Consider the following 25,953-nt stretch of genomic DNA (forward strand, 5'->3'; position numbering starts at 1 on the left):
GGAAATTCCAGCGCGGTCGCTGACAGTCCGTGGCGGGCCCTCGTTTCATGAAACGCAGGGACCGACCGGAACCCGACACGCGTTTGAAAGTCGGCCGGTCGCCGGCGGGCATTGGCGCATATGAGGCTGGATGCACCTCATAACTACGCTCTTCACTGAACAGGAATGGCGCGCACGCACCAAGTTTGATCTTGGGGGTTGAAGGGTAAACCCGGAGCATGGGCTGATCGGCCGCGCCAATACTTCATTCGAACGATCAAGGCTACTAACCAGACTTTCGCGCGGCATGCGGGCGCTTGAATGTTGTCCGGGCATGGTCGCGTGACCTGATCCAGCGAGCGTTGCGTTCTTGATCCGACCACACGCGGGCGCGGCATTGCGCCTCAGCGTGCGGGGCACCTTTCTGGGCGGTGCGGGCACGTCATTCGGTCTCAGGCCGAGCCAAGTCCAGTACCGCCATGCCGTTCCAACGGCACTCGGGGAGCGTGATCATGAAGAAGCCGACCACGGGCGCAACGCGTCGTGCCTTCACCTTCCTGGCCGCCACGCGCACGGCAGTTGCCGATGCGGTGCGGGGCGCTTTCGAGCGCGACATACCGCCCGCGCGGGCGGCAGCGCCACCACGCCGTTGGTCCGAACTGGAGCCGCTGGAGCCCCGGCTGCTGCTGTCGGCAGACCTGCCTGGCACGGGTGAGGCGACCGCCGAATATGCCGTCGTCGCCCCCGCCGCCGCGTCGCCCGTGCGGATCTCCTGGGGCAGCGCGCCTGGTGAGGCGCTGGACGCCACGTTGCGTCTCGCTCAGGCCGACGGCTTGCAGCAGCTGCAACTGCTGGACAACCGCTCCGGCGCGATCCTGGGCCAGCAGGCGCTGGATGCCGACCTCGACATCACCATCCAGGGCGGCCAGTTCGACGACGCCTTGCTCGTCGACTTGGATGGCGCCTTGGCCGGCCACGCCCTCAACGTCACGTTCGATGGCGGCATAGGCAACGACACGCTCAAGGGCGCTGCGGGAGATGCCGACTGGGCCCTGACCGGGCACAACGCCGGATCGGTCGGCGTGGTCAGCTTCAACGACGTGGAGAGCCTGCTCGGCGCCTCCGGCAACCAGGACACCTTCACCGTGAGCGCTGGCGGCAGCCTGAGCGGCCTGCTCGACGGCGGTGTCGGCGGCTTCGACACCGTGGTGCTGGACGGCGGCGCCTACCGCTCCATCGTCTACGCCGCCTTCGGCCCCGACTCGGGAACCATCGCGCGCGACGACGACGTGCTCCGCTACGTCGGGCTCGAGCCCATCTTCGACAACGCGTCGGCCACCGACCGCGTGATCCGCACGAGCAACAACACCGACAACGCCCGGCTCACCGAGCTCGGCGGCCTGCTCACCCTCGCCAGCACGGACGCGATTCCCACGTTCGAGAGCATCACCTTCGCCAAGCCGACCAACTCGCTAACCATCAACCTGGGCGGCGACTTCGGCATCCCCGTCATCTCCGACACCGACCGCCTGGAGATCCAGGCACTGAACCTGAACGCCGCCCTCATCGTCAACGGCGAGGCCGGCCTGGACGAGGTGACGATCAGCGGCAATCTCGCGCTGGGCGGCAACCCGCTGGCCATCAATGCCGAAGGCATCATCGTCAGCCCGGGCGTCGCGGTCGCCGCAGGGAACATCGCCTTCAACGCCGTCGCCGCCGTTGGCAGTGTGCCGACGCCTGACACGCTGCCGATTGCCAACGTCGCCGCTTTCATCCGCATCGACGGTGCGTCGCTCACCGGCGGCAACATCGCGCTGAACGCCAGCGCGAGCCTGGTGTCCTCGGTCGTCAACCTACCCACGCTGCCGAATGCCGCGTTGCTGGCGAACGTGTCCGCCACGGTCGCGGTCACGGGCGCTGCGGCCATCACCGCCAGCGGCATCTTCAGCGCGAACGCGACGTCCAACGTCGGCGCCACCGTGACCGCCACGCCCACCGTCGTCCCCGTCGTCGGCGAGGTCGCCACGGCCAATCCGGTGATCAACACCACGGCGCGCAGCAACCTGTCGGACAGCGCGCAGGTCAACGCCGGTGGCACGGTCAGCATCACGGCGGCCACGAACACGGTCGTCACCAGCGTGGCAGACGGCATCACCGCCGTCAACACCATCGGCACGACGGTGGCCGCGCCGGTCATCTTCGTCACCACCGAGGCCTTCATCGAAGACGCGGCCGCCGTCACCACTTCGGGCAGCCTGTCCGTGCAGGCGACGGCCGCCGGCACCCTCACGACGACGGCCAACTCGACGCCCGCCGGCGCAGCCGTCAGCCCCGACACGCTGGCGGCGCTTGGCATTGCTACGGCGGCCGGCCCGCAGACCGAGGCCGCCGCCATCGCGGCGACCACGCTGACCAGCACCACGCGCGCCTTCCTCGACACGAGCGGCGACATCGTGTCGACCGGCGCCGTGGCGCTGTTCGCGTCCTCGGCCTTCAATCTGCAAACGACGGCGAACGCCACGCCCTCGGTGAACGCCGACAACAACGGCTTTGCGGTCGCCACCAACCTGACGCAGATCGTCGACGAAGCCTTCGTCGACGGCAGCCCCGATATCACGGCGCCCACGCTGACGATCACCACGGGCGGGGGCAGCACCTTCAACGCACTGTCCCGCTCCGGCGCGGCGGGGCTGGACAACGCCAACCCCGCGCTGGTCAACGCCGGTTCACTGGCGCTCAACTCCAACCTGCCCAGCCTGGGGCCCATCCAGGGCAACCTGAGCCACGCCTACATCGGCGCCAACGCGGTGGTGGGGCTGTCCGGCACGGACGTGACCATCACCGCTGCCAACACCTCGGTCACCGATCTCAGCGCCGAGCCGCTGGGCGCCGCCTCCATCGCCGAGGAACAGGGCGTCGGCCGCTCGGTCGCGGCCAACGTGTCGGCCTACACCACGCGCGCCTCCGTCGAGGCGGGTGCCGCAGTCACCGGCGCAGGCGACCTGGCCCTGACGGCCAATGGCGACCAGACCGCGCTGGTGACGGCGCTCGCCGGTGCCGTCGCCGGGGAAGGCGCATCCGCGCAGACGATTGCGGCCTCGGTCACCGGCAATGCCACCAGTGCGTTGGTCGGTGCCGGCGCCGTGTTGAGCCTGGGCGGCACGTTCACGGCTCAGGCCAACCATCGCGGTACGAGCATCGTGCGCGCCAGCAGCAATGCCGCTGCGGCGCAGGCGGCCGCGCCGACCGAATCGCTGGCGCTGCCAGTCGCCGTCAACCTGGCCAACGACGCCGCGGTGGCCAGCATTGCCGGCACCATCACCGCCGCCGGCGCGATCACCATCAGTGCCGACGCCACCGTGCAGAACCAGGCCGAAGGCGTTGCCGGTGCGCAGGGCGCCGACGCGGCCACCACGTCCGCGGCCGGCCTGGTGGGCGACGAGATCACCTTCCTGTCCAACCGCGCCAATCTGGTCTTCGGCGCATCGCCGCGGCCGCCCGTCACCGACCCGGACGTCGACACCGGCAACCTGCTCGCGCTCGCCAACAACCAGACGCAGGGCAAGGCCGCCGCCGTGGGCGCCAACCTGGCCAACGCGGCGTCGACCGCCGAGATCACCGCCACCGGCTCGGCCACCTCGACCGGCGGCGCGCTCAGCGTCACGGCGACCAGCGACGTCGACTCGAACGCGCTTGCCAGCGCCAGTGCCGTACTCAACCTGCTGGGCGTGGCCGGCGGCATCGCCATCAACGCGCAGCAGTCGGACCGCGTCGCCTCGATCTCTGGCAACGCGCAGGCCAATGGCATCACGGTGAGCACCGCCGCCTCGGGCGACGGCACGCAGACGCTGGAAGCCAGCGCCGTCTCCGGCACCGGCATCCAGATCGCCGGCGTCGCGGGCGCGTTCAGCGCCACCCTCGCGCTCGGCCGCAGCAATGCCTTCCTCGGCAGCGGCGCCACGCTGACGCTGGGCAACGACACCGACCTCGTCGTCCAGGCCGACATGGTGCTCGTCAGCACCGCCGACGCCGCACCGTTCGTCGATGCCGGCAACACGCTGGGCGTGGGCGCATCCATCGAATTCAACGCCGGCGTCTACCGCACGCTGGCCGAGATCCAGGACGTGACCATCGTCGGCGCCGACGACGTCTCCGTGCTCGCCACCGGCGACTACCGCACCACCGCTCTGGCCAACGCCGGTGTCGGCGCCGATGCGGGCGTGGGTGCGGCGGTCGCGCTGCTGCTGAGCGACTTCACGACGACGGCGCAGCTCACCAACAGCACCAACTCGTCCACCATCACCGGCGGCCTGACGGTGTCGGCCGACCACTTTGCGCGTGCCACGCATGCGGCCGATGCCAGCGTCACCGCGGCCGACATCAGCGCCGGTGCGGCCATCGCRCTCGGCGTGATGCAGGGCGGGGCGCGTGCGTTCGCGGGCAACCGCATGGACGTGGCCGGCGCCGTCAACGTGACGGCGCTCACCGACACCTTCATGGACGCCGATGCGACGTCCAGCTCGCAGGGCGTCGACAGCGACGACCTGTTCCTCGAGTTCAAGCTCGACCTGCTGCTCGACCAGGCCTTCCGGGCGCTGCGCTCGGCGCTGACCTTCGACCCGGTGACGGCCGTTGATGGTGTCGCCGACACGCTCACCGTCACCGGGCACGGCCTGGCAACCGGCGACTCGGTGATCTACAGCAAGGGCGGCGACGACGAGCAGGTCGGCGCCCTCGTCGACACCGACGACTACTTCGTGCGCGTCATCGATGCCGACACGATCAGCCTGCACAACAGCCGCGACGATGCCTTGAACAACGTCAACGCGGTCGACCTGGCGCCAACGGCCGACTTCGACAACCTCCACACCTTGCAGCCACGTGTGCCTGGCGCGGTCGCCGAGCTGATCGGCGCCGGCCGGCTCGGCACCGGCGACGGCTCGGTGGGCGCTGCGGCGGCGGCGGCGGCCAACCTCGACTACAACTCGGCGCTGGCAGGCATCACCGCCAGCGCGCAGATCACGGCCGACCTGCCGGTGAGCGTGATCTCCACGCTGGATGCCGATGCCGACGCCTTCGCGACCGCCGAGGCCGTGGACTCGGCGGTGTCGCTCGGCATCGCCGCGGCGGCCAACATCAGCAGCCAGGGCAACCAGGCCTTCGTCGGCGGCAGCGTCACCGCACCGGGCATCGAGGTGCGTGCGCGGCTGGGCGGCAACGGCGTCTCCGACTTCACGGCCGAGGCCATCTCGGGCGGCGGCAGCGAGGCCAACCTGGGCGTGGCCGGCGCGTTCGCCGTCAACCTGAGCTCGCCGCTGCTGCCGCTGAACCCCATCGTCATCCCGATCCCGGCGCTACCGGCCGCGCCCGCCATTCCCGGGCTGCCGCCGATCACGCTGCCCACGCTGCCGCCGCTGCCGGTCATTCCGGTGCCCACCGGTGGCCAGCAGGCCGCCGTCGTGCTGGACGGTGCCAACCTGACGCTGCTGAACGGTCGCGACCTCCTCGTGCGCTCCGACTTCATCGGCAACTACAGCGCCACGACCAGTGCGACGCCGCAGTCCACCGCCGTTGTCGGCGTCGGGCCGTCGGTGTCGGCCAACGCCATGACGCAGCAGTCGCTGGCCGAGATCCGCAATGCCGTTGTCACCGGCACCGGTGGCGGCGTCGAGTTCCGCAGCGACATCGACGTCATCGCCACCGGCGACTACACGGCGACGGCCACCGCGACCGCGGGCGCTTCCAGCGCCATCAGCCTGCCCGCGGCCGCGGCGCTCAACTACAGCGACCTGAACACGGTCGCGCGCATCGCCAACACCAGCAGCCCGTCGGCGATCAACGGCAACCTGCGCGTGCGCGCCGACCACGACTCGCTCAGCACGCATGCCGCGAACACCGACAGCGGCGTCGGCGGCACCGCCAGCGTGGGCGCGGCGCTCGCGCTGGGCTATGTGCTCGGTGGCGCCGAGGCGTCCAGTGCGATGGACATCGACGTGCTTTCCGGCACGGTCACCATCCAGGCCGACAACCAGAGCCTGCTCGACGCCGATGCCGTCTCCGGCCAGAGCGGTGCCGCCAACGACCCGGCGGGTGATGTCCTCACCGAGGAGCTGGAAGCGCAGTTCGAAGGCCTGCTTGCACTCGCCGGCCAGGGTGAGATCCCGGAAGACGTCATCCGCATCCTCCAGCGCGCCAGCGCCGAAACGGCGGACGGTCCCATCGGCGCGGCCGCAGCCGTGGCGATGAACCTCGACTTCGGCTACTCGGAGGCCGCCTTGGCCGACGGCAGCCGGCTCGAAACGTCGAACGCACCCGTGGTGGCCGCTACCGGCGACATGGATTCCGATGCGCTGGCCACCGCGGCCAGCGTGGACGCGGCCGCCGGCATCGGCGTGGCCGTGGCGATCAATGTCGACGCGCAGCGCATCGAAGGCGCCATCGGCGGCGACATCACCGCGCCGGCCATCACGCTTGAGACCGCGCGCAGCGGCGACGGCATCCACCGCCTGAACGCGCTGRCCATCTCCGGCGCGGGCGCCGAGGACGTGGGCGTGGCCGGCGCCTTCGCGCTCAACCTGTCCGGCGACCCGCGCGACATCCTCGAAGGCGACGCCACCGGCGGCGGCCAACTCATCGCCCGCATCCTGGACGGTGCCAACCTGACACTGACCGAAAGCACCGACGTCACCGTCACGGCCACCTATGTCGGCGACTACAACGCGACGGCCCGGGCGGCGACCGGCGGCGGCACGCTCGGCATCGGCCCGTCGGTTGCCGTCAACGCGGTCGTGCATTCGACCATCGCCGAGATCGGTGCTGCCTTCATCGCCGGTGCCGACGACGTCATCGTCACGGCCACCGGCACCTACACCGCGGACACGCTGGCCGTGGCCGGCGCGGACAGCGACGGCAGCCTGCCGGCCGCCATCGCGCTGACCGGCACGCAGAACGACACCATCGCCCGCGTGCGCCCCGGCGAGACGATGAGCACGATTGGCGGCGACCTGCTCGTCACCGCCTCGCACACGGCCACGGCGAACACGACCGCGGATGCCGCCTCGGGCGGCGCCGACGTCGGCCTGGGCGTGGCGGTGGCCGCGGGCGGCCCGCTGGGCGGCGCGCGCGCCGAAGGTGGCCCCAACATGACGGTGGCGGGCGACGTCACCGTGCTGGCCAACACCGTCGCCGACGCCAACACGGACGCCGAGGCCAGCCAGCTCGGTGCGCTGGTCAGCAGCTTCACGGTCGACGAAGAGACGCAGCGCCAGCTCAAGCGCCTGGCGACGATTGCCGGCGTCGATGACATCCTGTTCCCCTTCGTCGACCCGCATCCGCCGTTGCAGGCCCACTTCAACGCCGAGACCGAGGTCGATGACGCGGCCAACACGATCAAGATTGCGGTGCCGCACGAGTTCGATGCCGGCGACGCCGTCGTCTACCGCAACAACCAGGACGACACCAGCCTCGGCGGCCTGACTGACGGCACCACTTACTTCATCAGCTTCGCCACGCCCGACCGCTCGCAACTGCGCCTGCACGCCACGCGCGCCGATGCGCTGGCCGCCACGAACGCGATCAACATCGCGCCGGTGCTGGACGCGGAGGACCACCACACGCTGGTCGTCGCGCGCACCTTCGCCGCTGCGGCCGTGGACAGCACGGCCGAGACAATCAATGTCGGCAACCTTGCCGGCCTGAGCGACGGCGATGCGGTGAAGTACTTCAACGGCGGCGGCACCAGCGTCGGCGGCCTGGTCGACGGCCGGCTCTATTTCGTCAACGTCGATGCCAGCGACCCGAATGCGATGCGCGTCCAGCTGTTCGAGACCCGCGCTGATGCGCTGGCCGGCACGAACGTCATCGACCTCGACGGCGCCGTTGCCACCGGCGCGGCGCACCAGGTCGTGAAGGTGGTGGACGCCTATCACTCGCGCATCGGCGCGGTCGACCCCGTGGCCAGTGTCGACGACGGGAACAACCGGCTGAACATCCCGACGATGGGCTTCGCGAACGGCGACTCGGTCGTGTACGAGAACAACGGCGACGACGAGACCATCGCCGGGCTGGCGGCCGGCGGGACCTTCTTCGTGCACATCGTCGTTGAGGAAGACCTGCCCATCGGGCTGTCCTTGCACAACAACCGTGCCGATGCAGAGTCCGGCGCCAACGCCATCGACATCGCGCCGGCAGGCGACAGCGACGTCGCGCACACGCTGCGCCTGGCCTATGTCGTCGACCCAGCGGCGGTCGTCGACAGCGACCAGAACACCATCGACCTCTCGGCCGCGCGGGTGCACAGCGGCGAGGCCGTGGTCTACCGCAACGGTGGCGGGGCCAGCATCGGCGGGCTGGTTGACGACACCGTCTACCACGTGCTCGAGCTGCCCGGCACCGGCCGCGTGGTGCTGATCGACGGCGGCAAGGTCGTCGACCTGGACGCCTCCGTCGCCACCGGCACCGCGCACCGCTTCGAACGCGTGCTGGTGGACGCGCCTGCCGAGGACAACGTGCCCGACATCAGCGTCGGCGCGGCCGCGGCCATCGCCGTGGGCGCGGGCCGGCCGGTCTCGGAAGCCCGTATCGGCGCGGGTGCGACGCTCGTCGCCGACGACATCGTCGTCACCGCCTCGATGGACTTCGACGCCGATGCCGATGCCGACGCGTTGCAGATCGGCAGCGCGCTGGGCGTGGGCGTTGCGGCGGCCGGCAACTATTCGGAAGGCAGCCACATCGCCGAAGTCGGCGCGGGCGCGACCGTGACCGCGGACACGCTGTCGCTGACCGCCTCCGGCGTCGGCGACCTGCCGTTCGACCTGGACGCCAACGCGGCCAGCGCGGCGGCCGGCCTGGGCGGCAATGTCGCCGGTTCGGTGGCGGTCAACGCGCTGCGCAACCACACCGCGGTGCGCATCGGCAACGACGCGACGGTGACCGTCGATGGCCGGTTGGACCTGCTCGCCAACCTGCGGCGTGACGGCCTGAGCTTCGTCGATGCCGGGCGGGCGCGCTCCGATGCATTGGCTGGCGAGGTCGCGTTCGGTGGCCTGGCAGCGGCCGGAGCCTCGGTGGCCGGCACGATCACACTGCAAGGCGACCTCGTCGAGGCCTCCATCGGCGAAGGCGCCCTGGTCACGGCACCCGATGGCGTGAACGTGCGCGCCAAGACGCTGCACGACTTCGACAACACGGCCGTCGGCGGCTCCATCAGCGCCGTCTTCGCCGCCGCGGTGGGCGCGGCCTTCAACTACACCAGCAGCGAAGCGCGCGCGCAGGTCGACGGCTCGGTCGAGGTCGATTCAGGCAGCCTGGATGTCATCGCCACGACGGACGTCGTCTATGACCCCGACGCCCTCGGGCTCGCGGCGGGCGGCCTGATCGCCATTGCCGGCTCGGCCGAAGGCAACGTCATCAACAACACGACCCGCGCCGGCATCGGCGGCAGCGGCACCATCAACGCCAACGCCGTGCGGGTCAGCGCGAGCGACACCTCCGAGCTCGATACCGACACCGGCGCCCTGGCGGCCAGCACCGTCGGCGCCGCCGGCGCGTCGGTCGCCGCCAACATCATGAACAACACGGTGGAGGCCTTCATCGCGGGCGCCACCGTGACGACCGATGACGGCAATGTCGTTGTCGGCGCAACGTCGAGCTACGACGTCGATGCGCTGGCGCTGGGCCTGTCGGCGGCCGGCCTCGTGGCCGGCGTCGGCAGCGTCAGCGTCAACATGCTGACCAACACGACCAGCGCCTCCATCCGCGGCGGCGCGGTGATCGAATCGGCCGGCACTGTCTCGCTCGATGCGGACGACAACAGCACCGTCCAGGCGAACTCGGGTGGTCTGGCGGTCAGCCTCGGCGCCGGCGTGGGCGCGTCGGCCGCGCTCAACACGCTGGACAACACCGTCGAGGCCTACACCGACGATGCCGACATCGAGGCCAACGGCGACATCAGCATCGATGCCACGTCGGCCAACGACGTTGACGCGCTTGCCATCGCCTTCGGCGCCGGCGGCATCGTCGGCGGCTTTGCATCGGTCACGATCAACACGGTGACCACCACCACCGATGCGTCCATTCGCACCGGCGGCACCATCGACGCGCCGGCCATACGGTTGTCCGCACGCGACGACTCCGTGCTCGATGCCGATTCGGGCGGCCTGGCCGTGTCGGTCGGCGCCGGCGCAGGCGGGTCGTTCGCGCGCAACGAGATGGCCACCGAGGTCAGCGCCGGCATCGGCGGGGCGGACGTCACGACGTCCGAAGGCAATGTCGGCATCACGGCCACGTCCAGTTTCGATGTCGACGCCAGCGCCCTCGGCTTCTCGCTGGCCGGCCTGGTCGGCGGTGTCGGCACCGCGTCGATCAACGACCTGGCCAACACGACGCGGGCTTTCATCGACACCGGCGCCGAAGTGGATTCGGCCGGCGCCGTGCAGCTGACCGCGCTCGACGACTCGCTCGTCGTCGCCGATGCCGGCGGGCTGGCGGCCAGCGGCTTTGTCGGCGCAGGCCTGTCGTTCGCGTCCAGCAAGGTCATCAACACCGTTGAAGCCGTCATCGACGGCACCGTGCCCGAGGGCGAGACGCCGGCTTCGGTCACCGCCGTCGGTGCGGTGACGCTCACCGCGACGCTGAGCCCCGAGGTCAGCGCCGGCGCCGTCGGCTTCTCGGTCGGCGCGTTTGCCGCAGCCAGCGGCGCGGTGGCCGTGTCCGAGACGGGCGGCCGCGCACGCGCCGCGATCCTGAACAAGGCCACCGTCGAAGCCGCAAGCGTTTCGATCCAGGCGAATGCCGATGCCGGCGTCGACGCCGATGCCGGCGGCCTTGCCGGCGCGGGCTTCGCGGCGGCCGGCGTGATGATTGCCGAGACGGTCGCCGGACACGGCGCCAGCGCGGAGGCGACCGGCGTCATCACCACCGGCCAGCTCGACGTGGCGGCCAAGGCGACCCGCGCGGGTGAAGCCGACGTGAACTTCTTCGGCATCGCTGCCTTCACCGGCGAGGTCGGCTTCGAGGCCGAACGGACGGCCGGCGACACCGAGGCGATCATCGGCGAGGGCGCCGATATCACCGTCACCGGTGGCGGCAGCGTCAACGTGACCGCGACCTCCGATGACGTCGCCGACCCGCACATCGTCGACATCGCGGCCGGCGCCTTCATGATCGGCGCGCAGGCCACGTCGGCCGTCATCACGTCCAACACGCGCGCCAAGGTCGCGGGCAAGGTCAGCGGCCGCAACGCGACCGTCTCGGCCACGTCGAACAAGGAAGCCGACGCCACCACCGACATCCTCAACCTGAGCATCCTGAGCCTGAACGGCGTGGCGCTCTCGGGCATCGTCAGCGCGCTGCCCGCCGACCTGCCGATCCCGGTCACGCCGCCCTTCGACACGGTGGCCGACGCGCTGATCGACGGCGCCACCGAAGCCTTCCTCGCCAAGGGCGCCGACATCGATCTGACGGGTGCGCTCGCCGTCACGGCCACGTCCGACAACGACGCCAGCGCGAACAACCTGTCGCTGACGGTGACCTTCGTCAACGTGGCCGACACGGCCAGCCTGGCCAAGGTGCAGGGCTCGACGCAGATGCACATCGACGAAGGCGCGTCCATCGACGTCGGCTCGTTGACCAGCAGCGCGTCGGCCACCAGCGACGCGACGGCGGGGCTGGATTACGCCGGCGTGTCCGGCGTCAACGTGCAGCTCGCCGACGTCAACGCGACGACGGGGCATCTCGTCGCGGCCTACGTCGGCCCGGCGAAGAATGCCCCGCTCGCCGGCCAGCCGGCCACCACGCTCGCCATCGCCAGCGGCGGCATGAACCTGACGGCCACGTCGGTGAACACCGCCAGCGTGGGCCAGGTGATCGTCGACGCGAGCCTCGTCACCGTGGAGAAGGTCAATCCGGTCGCGGACGCGGGCGGGCAGACGCGCGCCCATCTGGGCGGTGCCTTTGTCATCAATGCCGCCCACGCCGATGCCACCGCAACGTCGATCAACACTGCCGAGTCCGAGGCATTGGCGTTCGAGCTGAACCTCCTCGACATCGACCAGTCGGAGAAGTCCGCATCCACGACCCACGTCACCGAAGCCTTCGTGGGGCAGGGCGCCAACCTGACGGTCAGCGGCGCGATCAACCTCAAGGCCAGCTCCGACAACGAAGCCACCATCGACCAGATCACGCCGCTGGACCTGGGCGCGGTGGAACTCAACTTCGTCAAGTCCACGGCGAACGCCGGCGGCGTGACGRTGGCCTATGTGATGGAGGACGCCGACATCCGCGCGACCGCCATCACCGCCGATGCGTCGGCCGACAACGAGGCCAGCGTCGACCGCTTCCAGTTCGCGGCGTCGGTGTTCTCGCTGCAAAAGGCCGAGCCGACGGCGATCACCAGCCACCAGGTCGGCGCGTGGATAGGCGCTGCACCCGGCGCCGCCGCACAGGCCAGCCTGGCCGGCACGATCACGCTGACCGGCGGCATCACGCTGAACGCCACCTCGGTCAACGAGGCTTCTGTCGGCGAGGTCAACATCGCTCTCGCGCTGGTCAGCGTCGACCTGGTGAAGCCGGTCATCAACACCGGCGGCACGACCCGCGTCTCGGTGGGTGGCAACTACACCATCAACGCCACCGGCATCAACGGCCAGGCCAACGCCACCAACACCGCCGGTTCCGACACCGTGCCCATCAAGCTGGGCCTGGTGCTGGTGACCGAGGTCAACACCGACGTCCGCACCACGCACGAGACCGAAGCCATCGTCGGTGCCGGCGCGGGCTTCGTGCTCAGCGGTGGCGGCATCACCCTGGGCGCCACCTCGCGCAACGATGCGCGCCTCAGCCGCTTCGAGCTGGGCGCATCTCTGGTCAGCGTCGGCACCTTCAGCCCCACCGTTGTGACTCAGGGCGCGACCCGGGCCTTCGCCGTCGAGGGCGCCCACGTGACCGCCGGCAGCCTGAGCCTGAACGCGGCCGCAGCCAACAACGCCAGCGTGTCGGCCGACATCGTCACCATCGGCCTGGTCGACTTCTCGACGATTGCGCCGGTCGTGCACACCGAGCACGTCGTCGATGCCTACCTCGGCCCGCGCGCCGGTGTCGGCTCCAGCGGCTTGGCCGGCAGCATCAACGTGGCCGGTGCGCTGAACGTGAGCGCCGGCCAGGTCGACAGCGGCAACGTCGCCAGCCTGGATTCGCTGACGATCTCGATCTCGCTCGGCAATGGCGATACGGTCGAGCCGGATGTGCTGGCCGCCGGCCAGACGCTGGCCCACCTGGGCGGCGCCTTCGCCATCAAGGCAGGGTCCGTGAACGTCACCGCGCGGGCGCCCAACAACCGGGCGACGAGCGAGGTGTTCGCGCTCAACGTCGGGCTGGGCAACTTCGGCGGCAGCGACATCCCGGTCACCGTGGCGCACCAGACGGCGGCCTATGTGGCCGACGGCGCCAACATCGGCGTGAGCGGCGGGCCGCTGGCCTTGCTGGCCGAAGCGACAGGCCATGCGTCGGCCGAGAACCTGAGCATCTCCATCGGGCTGCTCGACATCCAGGAGATCACCGCCCAGGCACGGGTGCAGGGGTCGACGAAGGCCTACATCGGCGGCGGTGCGATCCTCAACGCCGACGACGTGTCCATGCTTGCGCGCTCGCAAGGCAACACGGCCGATGCCGGCATGACCAGCGTCGGCGTCGGCCTCATCAGCAGCACGACGGCCAACCCGACGGCGTCGACCGAGCACAACGTGGACGTCTTCGTGGCGGGCGGCGCCACCGTCAATGCGGACGACGTGTCTCTCTCCGCCGTGCTTGGCTCCACGGCCGACGCCGATGTCGACACCGCAGGCTTCGGCATCGCGGCCRTCGGCAGCACCAACCCGAGCGCCTCCGCAACCGACCTCGTGCGCGCCTTCGTCGATGGTGTCGTCTCGGTCAGCTCGCTGGAGCTGGACGCCAACGCCAGCCGTGTCAGCACAGCCGACACCACCGTGGTGTCGATCGGCATCGTTGGCAGCTCCGGCGCCGACTCCACAGCCAGCACGACGGGCGACACCCGCGTGGCCTTTGGCTCCTCGGCGCGCATCACCTCCACCGGCAACGTGGCCGCCCACGCGGTGGCCAACAACCGGGCGACCGCCAAGTCCAGCGGCGGCGGGGGCGGTGTGATCGGTGCCGCCACGCTCGATTCCAGTGCCACGCTGACCAGCGACACGACGGCCTATCTGCACGAGAACGCACAGGTGCTTCAGGCCGGCAACTTCGAACTGAATGCCATCGCGATCAACACCGCCAAGGCCGACACCACCGCCGGCACCGGCGGCGCGATCAGTGTGCGCGGCGCTCAGGCTACCGTCACCGTGACGCCCTCGGTCGAGGCCGTCATCGACAACAACGTGTCCATGCAGAACATCGGCGGCAGCGTGACGCTGCACGCCGAGTCGCTGCGCGCGGAGGGCGACTCCACCGCCAAGGCCTATGGCGGCGGCGTGGTGGACGTCGGCGCGTCCAACGCCGACGCGATCGTGCAGCCGACGGTCAACGCCTTCATCGACACCGGTGCCACGCTCGACGTGGACGGGTCGGTGACCGTGGAGGCCTTTGCGCGCGCACAGCCCGCGCAAGCCCTGAACGATTTCTTCAACCCCGACCAGGCGACCATCGACGCCGACAGCATCAGCTTCACGCAGCACGGGCTGTCCAACGGCGACCGCGTCACCTACGACCCGAACGGCAATTCAGCCATCGGCACTGCCGACGGCAGCACGTTGCAGACCGGGCGCGAGTACAGCGTCATCGTCACCGGCGAGGACACTTTGCAGCTCGGAACGGTGTTCGACGCCTCGACAGGCAGCACCGCCGACCCGCTGGACCCCAACGTCGGCGTGGACGCCGCGCGCGACACCATCCGCTTTGCGGTGCCGCACGGCTTCATCTCGGGCGACGCGGTCAAGTACACGCCGGCCGGAACGTCCGTCAGCACCGGCCTGAACGGCTCGAACACCTTCTTCGTGCGCAGCATCGACGAGTTCACGATCAGGCTCTACGCCAACCGTGACGAGGCCCTGGGCAACGGCGCCTTCTTCGACCGGACGTTCTCGCCGGTCCTCGTCAGCGAAGCCGACGACACCATCACCTCGGTCGGCCATGGCTATGTCGAGAACCAGGCCGTCACCTACCTGGCCCCGCCAGCGCGCCAGTTCACCAGCGAATCGGTGGATGTCAGCTCGGGCACGCCGACCGACAACGACCAGATCTTCTTCCAGAACCACGGCTTCAGCGTCGGCAACCGGGTGACCTACCGGGTCGAGCCCGGCGGCACCGCGATCGGTGGCCTGACCTCGGGCACGAACTACTTCGTCATCGTCATCGATGCCAACCACATCCAACTCGCGGCCACGCGGGACGCGGCCGACCCGGACGATGGCGACGACGACGTCGACACCACGCCCATCGCACTGTCGCCCGACAAGAACTCGCCGGCCAACCAGGATCAGCATGTGCTCGAGCGCCAGACCATCGGCGGCCTGAGCAACGGCGTCACCTACTACGTGCGCAACATCGCCGGCAGCACCTTCCAGCTGGCGGCCACGCCCGGCGGCGCGGCCATCGAGCTGAACGGCAGCGGCCGTGTGGGCACGCACCGGCTGTCGACGCCGGGCCTGGACCTGACCGCGCAAACCGGCGTCCACCAGCTCCGCCTCGACCTGACCAGCGCGCCCGGCGGCAACCACCTGCTGCGTGGCGAAGCTGGCGTGTCGCTGCGCGAGCTGTCGCCCCCGGCGGGCGATGGCCAGAGCTCGGCGGTCGCCAAGGGCGGCGGCGGCGGCTTCGTCGCGGTGGGCAACCCCGACGGCAACCTGGTGCTGACGCAGAACGTGCAGGCCTTCATCGCCCCGGCGCTGCTCCAGGCGGGGGGCAATGTCGACGTGCGCTCCAGCTCCGTCGTCAACTCCTCGGCCTATGCCAGCAATGGCGGCGGCGGCTTCGTCGCCATCGGCGATGCGGACGCCAACAACGACACCAACCACAGCAACCGCGCCTACATCGGTGTGGACGACGGCAGTGGCAACATCGTCGGCGACAACGTCGTCGTCGAAGCGCAGGGGCACCTGCGCGTGTCGGCGGAGTCCACGCTCGATGCCAAGGTGACGACAAACGCCGATGCCGGCGGCTTCGCAGCCGACGTCGATGCCGAGTCGCGCGGCACTTTGGATGACGAGACGCAGGTGGTGGCAGGCTCGAACGCCCGCGTCACGGCGCGCAGCGTGTCCCTGCGCTCGCAGTGGCTGCACCTGAACTACACCTACAAGGCCGATGCCGACGCTGGCGGCCTGTATGCGGACGCCGAAGCCACCTCCAACGGCAGCGTGCTGCCGGACACGACCACCGCGATCCGCAGCGGTGCGCAGGTCACCGGCTTCGAGGGCGTGGACCTGCGCGCCATCACGAACGACGTTGACATCGATGAGACCGGCACCGCCGACGCCACCGGCCTGTTCGGCGGCGAGGACCGCTACAAGGATGCCGTGTTCGAAGTCGACACGCTGATCGATGCCGACGCGAACGCGGTCGTCACCGCCGGCCCGCGCCTCTTCCCCGGCCCGGGCGTGCCAGCCATCGACGTGACGCCACTACAGCAGCCCGGTGGCTTCGACCGGCTGGCGCTGTTTGTCGAGATCGATGCCGAGGAAGGCACGCGCGACATGGACTGGGACGCCAACGTCGTCCTGCTGCCCGGCCCCAACCCGACGCTGATTGTCGGCCCCGACGGCCGCATCCAGAAGGCCATCAACGCCAGCGTGCTGGGCGTGGGCAGCGCCATCGGCTCCTTCGTCGACCCCGACAACAACGGCTCGTTCGTCGTCGCCGACATCATCAACGACAACGACCGCGGGCAGGCGCTGTTCCGGGCCGACAACGAGGGCAACGCCGACATCACCACCGTGCTGCCCAACGGGCCGCTGTTCACCTTCAGGGAAACCTACGTGAAGGTGGACATCCTGAACCAGTCCGAATACGACATGGTCATCAGCGACATCGAGGTCGTGAACACCTTCCTCACCACGGCCGAGGACGAAGTGATCATCGAAGTCGATCACGTCGACAACTTCGAGTTCGACGTCAACCACGACTTCAAGCCAACGCTGATCACCATCTCCAACACCTTCGACAAGGAGGACGGGGCACAGCCCGACATCACGTTCGACGGCGTGGTGAACAACCCGATCGGGATGACCGACGTCTTCAACCAGCGCGGCGACATCCTGTCCAGCCTGCCGGGCGGCGGCGAGTTCCCGACGCCTCCTGGGCTGATCCGCACCGACAGCTTCCGCATCGACGCCGTCAGGGGCAGCGTCGGCCGCGGCGACTCGCAGCGCCTGCGCGTCGAGATCGTCGAGAGCAACGACGGCCCGACCGCAGCGGCCGACCGCTATCGCACGTCGGACGCGGGCGGGGCGAACTTCATGGAGCTGCGCGGCCTGCTGCGCCGCGCACTGACGGGTTCTGAGGCCGTGACCGGCTTCAACGTCGACGTCGAGCGCATCCTGTCCGGCAACGCGCGTGCGTCCAATGTCGACCTCGAACTGCTGAACGGCCTGCTGCAACCCACCGTCGTGCCTGGCCCCTACGAGATCGAGGTGTTCGAGTCCGCGGTGGTGAACACACCTGCGAACCCACCCGGCCCGCCCGGAGCGCCGCCCCGCACCACCATCGTCACCGACCACTTCCGCCAGTCGCCTGGCACCGTGGCCACGGTCTTCCCGCGCGGGGTCTGGGGCGCCGGCTTCAACGCCGTCGACGTGCGCTACGTCGTCGGCCAGCCGCAGGATGCGCAGCGGCGCATCAGCAGTGGCCGCAACATCGACATCGTCGGCCTGCCGCAGGACACGACGCGCTTCATCAACCTGCTGGGCTACACCGACATCCGCGAGGGCGGCCCCTTCGCAGCGGGCAACATCGACGTCCTGACCAACGGCCACATCACGCTGACCGAAGAGCTGGGCGACATGCGCATCGGTCGCATCGAATCGACCCAGCGCAACGTGAACCTGACGGGGCGCCTGGCCGACATCATCGACGCGCCCGACGACCCCGAGGCCGACGTGCTCGGCGTCAACCTCACCTTCTCGGCGCCGCAGGGCCGCGTCGGCACCTTCGAGAACGCGCTGGAGATCGACTCCTCGCACCCGAGCAGCGGCGTGGTGCGCGGCGATGCCGCTTCCGACATCGTGCTGATCGAGACCGAGCTGGACATGAACGTCGACCGCATCCGATCGGAGTCGGGCGACGTGTCGCTGACGACCGTGCGCGGCAGCATCCTCGATGCCTTCGACGATGCGGCAGCCGACTCCATCGGCGTGAACCTGTTCTTCTTCGCCAACAGCGGCCGCATCGGCGACAGCGCCAACGACTTCGACATCGATTCGTCGACCGCCCGGCCCGGACGGCTGTTCGCCAATGCGTCCAGCAGCATCTACCTGCTCGAGACCGACAGTTCCATGAACGTGCAGCAGGTGCTGAGCCCGGGCGGGATCATCCGGCTGACGGTGCCGGACACCATCGCCACCGACGAGGACCTCTACCTGATGGAGGGCGGCCTCATCTTCAGCAACGAGGCCGGCATCACGCTGAATGTCGGTGACGACGTCGACACCCGGCTGGAAAGCCTGATGTTCACGCCGAGCACCGTCACGATCAATGGCGACTTCGGCGATGCCGACCCGGGCCGCGGCTCGCGCATCGTGCTGCGCGGCGCGATCTTTGCCGACCGCACCACCATCCAGACTCTGCGCGACGACGATGAAGTGCGCGTCGAGAACAGCATCCTCAACAGCTTCATCTTCACCTCCGGCGGCGACGACCTGATCTTCGGCTCGGACGCCGGCAGCGACGACCCCGACCTCAACGACACCACCTACTTCGGCGACTTCATCGACGCCGGCCCGGGCAACGACCGCGTCTTCGGCCTGGGTGGCGCCGACATGATCTTCGGCCGCGACGGCGACGACATCATCGAAGGCGGTGCGCACGGCGACAACATCGACGGCGGCGGCGGCGACGAYGACCTGCGCGGCGGTTTCGGCAACGACCTGATCCACGGCGGTACCGGCTTCGACGACATCGACGGCGGGCGGGACAACGACATCCTGTTCGGCGACGAGGACGACGACCGCATCGACGCCGGCACCGGCGGCATCAACATCATCTTCGGCGGCGCCGGCGACGACGTGCTCAACGGCTCCGACGAGGGCCGCGACGGCATCGACGGCGGCGAGGGCCGCGACTACGTGTTCGGCCATGGCGGCAACGACGTGCTGCTGGGCGGCGCGGGTGACGACATCGTCGACGGCGGCGCAGGCGACGACATCATCCAGGGCGGCGCCGGCAAGGACGTGCTGCTCGGCGGCGCAGACCACGACGTGCTGTCGGGCGACGACACCACGGCGGGCGACGACAACGCCGTCGACTACTTGTACGGCGACTTCGGCACCAACGGCAACGAGCCCGGCTCCGGCCGCGACCGGCTCGACGGCCAGGGCGGCAACGATGTGCTGTTCGGTGAAGGCGAGGACGACGAGATCATCGACACCCTCGGCGCCAGCAACCTCATCAACGCCGGTCCTGGCGACAACCCGGCGGTCATCGTGCTGCCGGCGGCAACGCCGAACCCGGTGGTCGCGGTCAGCACTGACGATCCGCTGGCGGTCAACACGCTGCCTGCCGGCCCGGCCTACGCCGGATGGTGGGCCGAGATTGCCGGATCGGCGACCAACTTCGGCCTGTCCGGTGGCGTGGGCGACGCACTGGACACGACGGTGGCCGTCGATCCGCTTACCGGCGAGCGCTACGTCGCCTGGGCCGACGGCCGCAACGGCAACCATGAGATCTACGTGGCCAAGGCGACGGCCGCCGGCTGGGTGATGCTGGGCGGTTCGGCCGCGGGCGGCGGCGTCAGCGACACGGCCGGGCATTCGCGCCTGCCGTCACTGGCCATCATCAACGGCCGCCCGACCGTGGTGTGGAGCGAAGTCCACGCCACCGGCATCGACATCATGGGTGCGCAGTACGACGAGGCCAGCGACACCTGGGTCACGCTGGGCAACTCGCTGCTGCCGGGCGGCATCAGCAACACGGCGCGCGCCAACCAGGCGCAGATCGTCGAGACCGAAGGCCGCGCCCTGGTGACGTGGATAGACACCTCGTCGGGCTCGGCGCAGATCTACGGCCGGGTGTTCAACGGCGCGAGCTGGGTTGAGATCACGCCGGGATCGGCCACGGGCGGGGGCATCACGCACGCGGCTTCCGTCGCCGAGTACGACGTCGCAGCCGAGGGCGACCGGATCGCGGTGACGTGGAGCGGTGCCCCCAAGGGCGCTGTCAGCCGCGACGACGTCGAGATCTATGCCCTCGTGCGCCAAGGCGCCGGCTGGGTCGGCCTCGCCGTTTCGGACTCGGGTACGGGCCTCTCAAACAGCCCTGCCAACGAAAGCCGCGAGCCCGATGCCGCCTGGCTCAATGGACAACTCTTCGTTGCCTATCGCGAGCGCGTCGGCGACTTCGAGCAGATCTACGTCAAGACCTACGAAGGCGGCAACTTCTGGGTCAGCGCCGGGCCGGATGGCGCGGTGAAGCAGGGCGTGAGCAACACCGTCCGCCGCTCGCTGGACCCGAAGCTGGAGTCCGGCGGCGGCGAGCTCTTCCTCGTCTGGGCGGACCACAGCAACTTCGACTACGCCGACACCGACGCTCGCCTGTACGCCAAGCGCTGGAACGGCAGCCAGTTCGTCGAGACGCTGCCCGGTGACGCGACCGGCGGCGGCATCAGTGCCACCGGCGGCAAGTTCTCGGCGCTGGACCTCACGGTCGACGCGCAAGGCCGGCCCACGGTCGGCTGGACGGACGACAGCGCCGGCCTGCCGCAGGCCTATCTGCGCACGGTCACGGCGCTGCCCGGCCAGGTGTTCGTCGCCGCCGGTGGCAGCAGCGTGCAGGCCATCCTGAACGCGAACGATCTTGGTGCGGGCGACGTCATCGTGCTGGCGGCGGGTGTCCATGCCGGCTTCACCGTCGGGGCAGGGGACGCGGGCGTGACCATCCTGGGCGCGCAGGGCGGCGGCTCGGTCGTCACCGGCGCGGTCAACCTCCAGGCGGCCGGCGTGCTGCAGCGGCTGAGCCTGAGCGCCGGCGTCACAGTCGGCGCCGGTGCCAGCGGCGCCGCGTTGGTCGACAACCTGATCGGCTCAACCGGCCTCGTCATCAACGGCGGCTCGCAGCTGCAGGTGCTGCACAACCGCTTCAACGGCACGACGGGCGTCACGCTCGCCGGCGCCGCCAGCGGCCTCATCGCGCACAACGACGTGTTCGCATCGGCGACCGGTCTGGCGATCAACGCCGCGTTCAGCGGCAGCATCGACGACAACGACTTCCGCAATGCCGACGTCGGCGTGCGCTACAACGCCGCCGCACCGCTGGGCGGCAACCGCATCCACGACAACACCACCGGCATCATCAGCACGGTGGCCGGCACGACCAATGCACTCGGCTTCGTGGCCGGCAGCACGCCCAACGAGATCGACGGCAACAAGACCGGCGTCGAGCTGCAGGCCGCCCGCATGCAGAACCAGCACCTCACGGGCAACACCCTCGGCGTGACCGGCAGCGGCATCCTCGGCGGTGCCGACCTGTCGACCGCGAACGTCATCGAGGGCGGCGTGGCCGGCGTGGCCAGCTTCTCGGGCAGCGTGCAGTTCAACCGCATCGGGCTGGGCCGCTTCGGCGTCCTCGCCACCGAAGGCAACGTCATCGAGGGCAACCAGATCTACCGCACCACCCTCGCGGCCGTCGTGGCCAGCGGCGTGGCCAACGTCCGCATCGAAGGCAACACGATGGCCTCGCCGGCCGGCGACCTGATCCGCGTGGCGGGCGGCGCCAAGAACGTCGAGGTGCTGCACAACACGCTGTGGGCCGAAAGCGGCTATGACATCTTCGTTGCCAACAACTCGCAGGCCGGTTTCTTCAGCGACTTCAACAACCTCTACACCAGTGGCACCGGCAAGGTCGGCTTCTGGACGCGCGACTTCAGCGACGTGCTCGACTGGCAGGCCGACATCGCCCGCTTCGACCTGCACTCGGTCGGCGCCACGGTGGTCAACCCGGAATGGGCGCGGCCGCGCTTCGAGAGCCGGCACAACGACGAGTACGCCCTGATGCCGATGTTCGGCACCCAGCGCTTCACGTCGCCGCTGCAAACGCCGGAGCCGGGCGTTGCGCACATCGCGCTGCGTTCGCCGGACCTCTACGTCGACGCCGTGCGCGAACGCGCGCTGCCGATCCAGTGGGAGAGCTTCAACAACACGGTCGGCTCGCGGGTCCGCATCGACCTCTACCGCGACACGGCGGACGGCCCAGCCTTCCTGACCACGATCACGGCGGCCACGGCGGACGACGGCGAGTTCCTGTGGACGCCCGAGGACAGCGGCATCGCCTTCGGCACCCATGGCCTGCGCATCCAGGTCTCGTGGGTGGACAACCCGCTGGTGCTGGACCGCAGCCAGGAGCCCTTCGTCGTGCCGGAAGACGGCAGCGACTACTTCGTCGACGACGCGTCCAACGTCAACGACGAGTTCACGCCCGGCGCCATCGGCAACAATCGCAACACCGGCAAGCTGCCGACCGCGCCCAAGCCCTATGTGACGAACCTGGCGCGCGTCTATGACCTGCAAGCCGGCGACACGGTGCACATCGACACCGGCAGCTATTCGATGATCGACCCGCTGGTGGTTTCGGGCAGCACGGACCGCGGCTTCGGGCTCGACCAGGGCTTCACGCTCACCGGGCCGACCAACACCGCGCGCATCGCCGAGTTGCTGCCCGCCATCCCCGGCGACCGCAGCCGACCGCTGATCGAGCTGGACGATGCCGACGGCATTGCCGTCGAGCACCTGACGCTGCGCGACGCACAGCGCGGGCTGTACGCGCATGGCGGCAGCGACGGGCTGTCGGCGAGCCACGTCACCGCGTCCGGCCACCTGCTCGAAGGCATACGCATCGAGACCCGCTCGCCGGCGGGCAGCTTCACCGAGCTGACGAGCACCAACAACGGCGGCGTCGGCGTCCACCTCGCCGGCGAGATCGGCAGCCTCACGGGCTCGTCGGCTTCCGGGAACGCGGGCGGCGGCTTCTTCGTTGGCGCCGCGGTGTCCGACATCAGCCAGAACAATGCCATCAGCAACACCGGCATCGGCTTCGACATCCGCAACCCGGGCGCAGCGACCATCCAGCGCAACCTGAGCTTCGGCAACACGCGCGGCATGGTGGTCTCCAACGCGGGCGGTGGGGCGCCGGCGCTGGTGGGTTCCACGACGCTCGCGCCCCTCACCGCCAACGTCATCTTCCAGAACGTGCTGAGCGGCCTGACCGGGCGCGGCAACGTCATGGTGGCCGGCAACACGGTGGTCGACCAGACCGACGCGGCGGCCATCGGCATCCGCGTCGAGAACGGCGCGACGGCGCGGTCCAACGTCGTGCGCGGCAACGGCATCGGCATCGACGCGAACGATGCCACCGTGCTGGGCAACCGGGTCTTCGGCAACAGCGTGGTCGGCATCCGGGCCAACGATGCCGAACTGCTGGAGAACGTGGTCTATTCGAATCCGGTCGGCATCGAGATCACCGGCGCCGACCTGACCGTGCGCAACAACATCATCTACGACAGCACGACGGTCGGGCTGCGTGTGAACGCGGTCGACGGGCTGGAGATCGTCAACAACACCTTCTTCGAGCCGACGGCGGATGCCATCCGCATCGAGGGCGCGTCGAAGAACGTCAACGTGCGCAACGACATCATCTGGGCTCAATCCGGTATCGGCATTGCCGTCGATGCCGATTCGCAGGCCGGCTTCAGCGCGGACAACAACGTCTTCTTCCGCGCGATTTTCGGCACCGGCCGCATCGGCACCTGGGACGGCGTCGAGCGCGCGACGCTCGCGAGCTGGAAGGCCGCGACGGGCACCGACACCGACAGCATCTTCGCCAACCCGCTGTTCGTTGATGCCAATGGCGCCGACAACGTGCTCGGCTTTGAGGCCGGCGTCAGCGACGGCCGCGACGACGACTTCCATGTGCGCAGCCTGTTCGGCAGCTTCCACGGCGGCTCGCTGGCGCCGGTGGAAGGGCCGAGCTTCATCATCCCGGGCTCGCCGGTGGCGCTGACCGCGGTCGAGACAATCGACGCGCAGCAATCGTCGGCCATCGACCGTGGCGACCCGAGCGACCCGTTCAACCGCGAGCCGGCCAACAACGGCGGCTACGTGAACGTCGGTGCCTACGGCAACACGGAGCAGGCCTCCAAGAGCGCGGCGGAGTTCATCATCGTCATTGCGCCGAACGGCGGCGAGGTGATCGAGCAGCAGTCCGTGTTCGACATCCGCTGGAACCACGCCGGCGGCACGACGGTGGACATCGAGGTCTCGTCGACCGGGCCCGCCGGCACATTCGAGACCATTGCCGCCGGCGAGGCGAACGACGGCCTGTATCAGTGGACGGTCGACCCGACGCTGTTCCCGGCGGGCGACGACTACGTCATCCGCGTCGTGTCGTCGGCCGACGCGACGATCAGCGACATCTCGAATGCGACGTTCGAGATCGACGAGCCGCCGCTGCAGGTTCTCGCGCTGACGCCGAATGTCTCGGGCTTCGCGGTGCGCTTCAACCGCGCGCTGGATCTGGCGCAGTTGAACCTCTACGACGGCGCCGGACCGGGGGCCGCGCTGGGTGCAGCGGACATCGTCGTGACCGGCCCCGCGGGCCAGGTCCGTGGATCGGTCGTGATGGACGCCGACAACATGGGCTTCGCCTTCGTGAAGACCGGCTCGGCGCTTGCCGACGGCAGCTACACGGTCACCTTGACGAGCGGGGCAGCGGCCTTGCACGCGGTGAACGGTGACCTGCTCGACGGCAACGCCGACCACAACCCGGGAGACGATTTCAGCGTCGCCTTCAACGTGAGCGGCAGCGCGGCGGCGAAGGTGTCCATTGCCGACTTCGCCCGCGGCCCCGGCCAGGAAGCGGGCGTGCCGACCGGCGCGGCAGGTGTGCCGGTCCGGATCTCCGGTGCCGGCTCGTTCATCACCGCGGCCTTCGAGATCCACTTCGACCCGACGCTGCTGCTGGTGACGGGCTTCTCCAATCCCGCAGGCGGCACGGCCACCGTCGACCTCAGCACGCCGGGCGTCGCCAGGGTGCAGGTCGTGTTCGCCGTGGCCGTGAGTGGCGCCGATCTCGAGCTCGGCCGGCTGATCGCCACGGTGCCGGCGACGGCGCCTTACGGCGCCAGGCAGGTGCTGGACGTTCGCAATGTGTCGGTCAACGGCACTGCGCTGGCGGCGGGCGACGAGGACGGCGTTCATGTCGTCGCCCGTCCCGGCGACACCGATGGCAACGCGGCCTATTCGTCGCAAGACGCGCTCTACATCCAGCGCGTCGTGGCGCGGCTGGACACGGGCTTCAAGGCCTTCCCGCTCATCGACTCGCTCATCGTCGGCGACGTGAACGGCAGCGGCCGGCTGGAGTCGGCCGACGCCCTGCTGATCCAGCGCAAGATCCTGGGCCTGCCGACGCCTATCCCCGACGCCGTCGCGAGCCCGCCCGCCGCGAAGGCCATCGAGCCCAGTGACGTGGCGCGCTCGCTCGAACCGGTGCCGCGCTCAGTGCTCTCTTCGGCGCCGCTCGGTATGGCGGCGGCCGGCCCAACACAGGTTGGCGCGCCGGTCATAGACTGGAACGCGCGCCCGGCCTCGGCCCCGGCCGTGCCGCCGTCGCCCAAGGCCGATCAGGGCCAGGACTGGCTGGATTCCTTCGTCAACCACCTCGGGCGGACCCAGGATGAGCGCAACGCGGCGTTCAGGCTGCGCATCTCCGCAGTACCCACCGTCGCGCCCAAGGCCACGGTCACCTTGTCAACCATGGAAAGAAGGTAGC

The 25,953-nt window shown here is 69.7% G+C and carries 1 protein-coding gene; it reads left to right on the plus strand.

The genetic code is table 11. The features are described from left to right. Positions 1-491 precede the first annotated feature (491 nt). A complete protein-coding gene (locus tag ACXRVZ_RS17765) occupies positions 492-25,952 on the plus strand; it encodes a right-handed parallel beta-helix repeat-containing protein (protein WP_458232646.1) in 25,461 nt (8,486 codons plus the stop codon). The last annotated feature ends 1 nt before the right edge of the window (position 25,953 follow it).

The organism is Roseateles sp. P5_E8 (genome assembly GCF_054177665.1).